Consider the following 2,118-nt stretch of genomic DNA (forward strand, 5'->3'; position numbering starts at 1 on the left):
GCGCCCGCGCCGGTGCGCGAGGCCCCCGCGCCCGCGCCGGTTCCGGTCGCTCCGGCGCCCGCCCCGATTCCCGAGGCTCCCGCGCCGGCACCGGCACCGGTGCCGGAGGCCCCGGTGCCCGCTCCCGCGCCGCCCCCGGCCGTCGCGCCCATTCCGGTGCCGATCCCGTTGCCCATACCGGGCATCGGCGGCCCGCCGGGAGGCGTGTTCGGCCCGCCCGGCGGCGGATACGGCCCGCACGGCGGCGGCGAGGGTCCGCATGGCGGCGGCGGGTTCCCCGGGTTCCCCGGCGGTGGCGGAGGCCACGGCGGCTTCGGCGGTGGCGGCGGCTTCGGCGGCGGTCACGGCGGGGGCCGCCACTAGGCCTTTCGGGCCACCTGTCATCTCCCGTTTGCCTCCCGATTAGCGGCCCGATGCAGTTAGCTCATCGCGGCCACCTACACACGGTGGTATGCGATGCACCGTATTTGGCACCGGTTACCTGGGCGCCACGCACGCAGCGGGTATGGCCGAACTGGGGCACGAGGTCATCGGCGTGGACATCGACGCCGGCAAGGTGGCCAAGCTGGCCGGCGGTGACATCCCGTTCTACGAACCCGGCCTGCGAAAGTTGTTGACTGACAACCTCGCTGCCGGACGACTGCAGTTCACCACCGACTACGAGATGGCGGCCGATTTCGCCGACGTGCATTTCCTGGGTGTGGGCACGCCGCAGAAGAAGGGCGAATACGGCGCCGACCTCTGCCACGTCCACGCGGTCATCGACACGCTGGTGCCCCGGCTCACCAGGCCGTCGGTGCTCATCGGCAAGTCGACGGTGCCGGTGGGCACGGCGGCCGACCTCAACGAGCGGGCGGCCGCGCTGGCGCGCGGCGGGGTCGACATCGAAATCGCCTGGAACCCAGAGTTTTTGCGCGAGGGTTACGCGGTGCATGACACCTTGCACCCGGACCGCATCGTGCTCGGCATCCAAGAGGGCGCCACGCGGGCCGAGGCGGCCGCCCGCGAGCTGTACGGCCCGTTGCTCGACGCCGGGGTGCCGTTCCTGGTGACCGATCTGCAGACCGCCGAGCTGGTCAAGGTCTCCGCCAATGCCTTTCTGGCGACGAAGATTTCGTTCATCAACGCCATCTCTGAGGTTTGCGAGGCGGCCGGCGCCGACGTCAGCCTGCTGGCCGACGCGCTGGGCTACGACCCGCGGATCGGGCGCCAATTCCTCAACGCCGGTTTGGGTTTCGGCGGCGGCTGCCTGCCCAAGGACATCCGCGCATTCATGGCTCGCGCCGGTGAGCTGGGAGCCGACCAGGCGCTGACGTTCCTGCGCGAGGTGGACAGCATCAACATGCGCCGGCGCACCAGGATGGTCGAGCTGACCACCACCGCCTGCGGCGGCTCGTTGCTGGGCGCCAACATCGCCGTGCTGGGTGCGGCGTTCAAACCCGAATCCGACGACGTCCGAGACTCGCCCGCGCTCAACGTCGCCGGGCAGCTTCAGCTCAACGGCGCCACGGTCAACGTGTACGACCCCAAGGCGTTGGACAACGCGCAGCGACTCTTCCCGACGCTGAACTACGCGGTGTCGGTCGAAGAGGCCTGCGAGCGGGCGGACGCGGTGCTGGTGCTCACCGAGTGGCGGCAGTTCGTCGACCTCGACCCGCGCGACCTCGCCGACCGGGTGCGGGCACGCGTCGTGGTCGACGGCCGCAACTGCCTGGACGCCGCCCGCTGGGAGCAGGCGGGGTGGCGGGTGTTCCGGCTGGGGGCGCGGCGGCCCTAGCTTGCGGCTAGGCCAGACCGTTGTTGCCGGCCGAGCCGAGCAGCCCGCCCGCGCCGCCGGTGCCGACGTTGCCCTCCGGCATGCCGGTCCCGGCGTTGCCACCGGTGCCGCCGTTGCCGACCAGCACGGCGGCACCGCCGTTACCGCCGTCGCCGCCGCGGCCCGTGACGCCCTGGCCGCCGGGGCCGCCGTCTCCCCCATAGCCGACCAGCGCCGCGTTGCCGCCGTGGCCGCCGTTCCCGCCGGTGGTCTCACCGGCACCACCGGCGCCGCCCGCGCCGCCGCTGCCCTTGCCGTGCTCGTGCGACCAGGTGATCGCGCCGCCGTCGACACCGATCGTC

2 protein-coding genes and 1 pseudogene are annotated in these 2,118 nt (G+C 72.7%); 2 read left to right on the top strand and 1 reads right to left on the bottom strand.

The features are described from left to right. Together A5706_RS33495 and A5706_RS09440 are read left to right on the top strand one after the other, a co-directional pair. Positions 1-363 (top strand): hypothetical protein (locus tag A5706_RS33495; protein WP_197517796.1); only part of this gene is annotated, 363 nt, incomplete at its 5' end. Positions 364-451: 88 nt separating this feature from the next. Then, entirely contained in the window at positions 452-1,777 is a 1,326-nt protein-coding gene (locus A5706_RS09440) for a UDP-glucose/GDP-mannose dehydrogenase family protein (RefSeq protein ID WP_068129397.1), read from the top strand. A 7-nt stretch (positions 1,778-1,784) separates the two neighbouring features. Here A5706_RS09440 and A5706_RS33500 read toward each other — a convergent pair. Then, positions 1,785-2,118, bottom strand: a pseudogene (locus A5706_RS33500) (PE family protein); the annotation flags it as partial.

It is taken from the genome of Mycobacterium sp. E796 (genome assembly GCF_001672815.1).
GTDB lineage: Bacteria > Actinomycetota > Actinomycetes > Mycobacteriales > Mycobacteriaceae > Mycobacterium.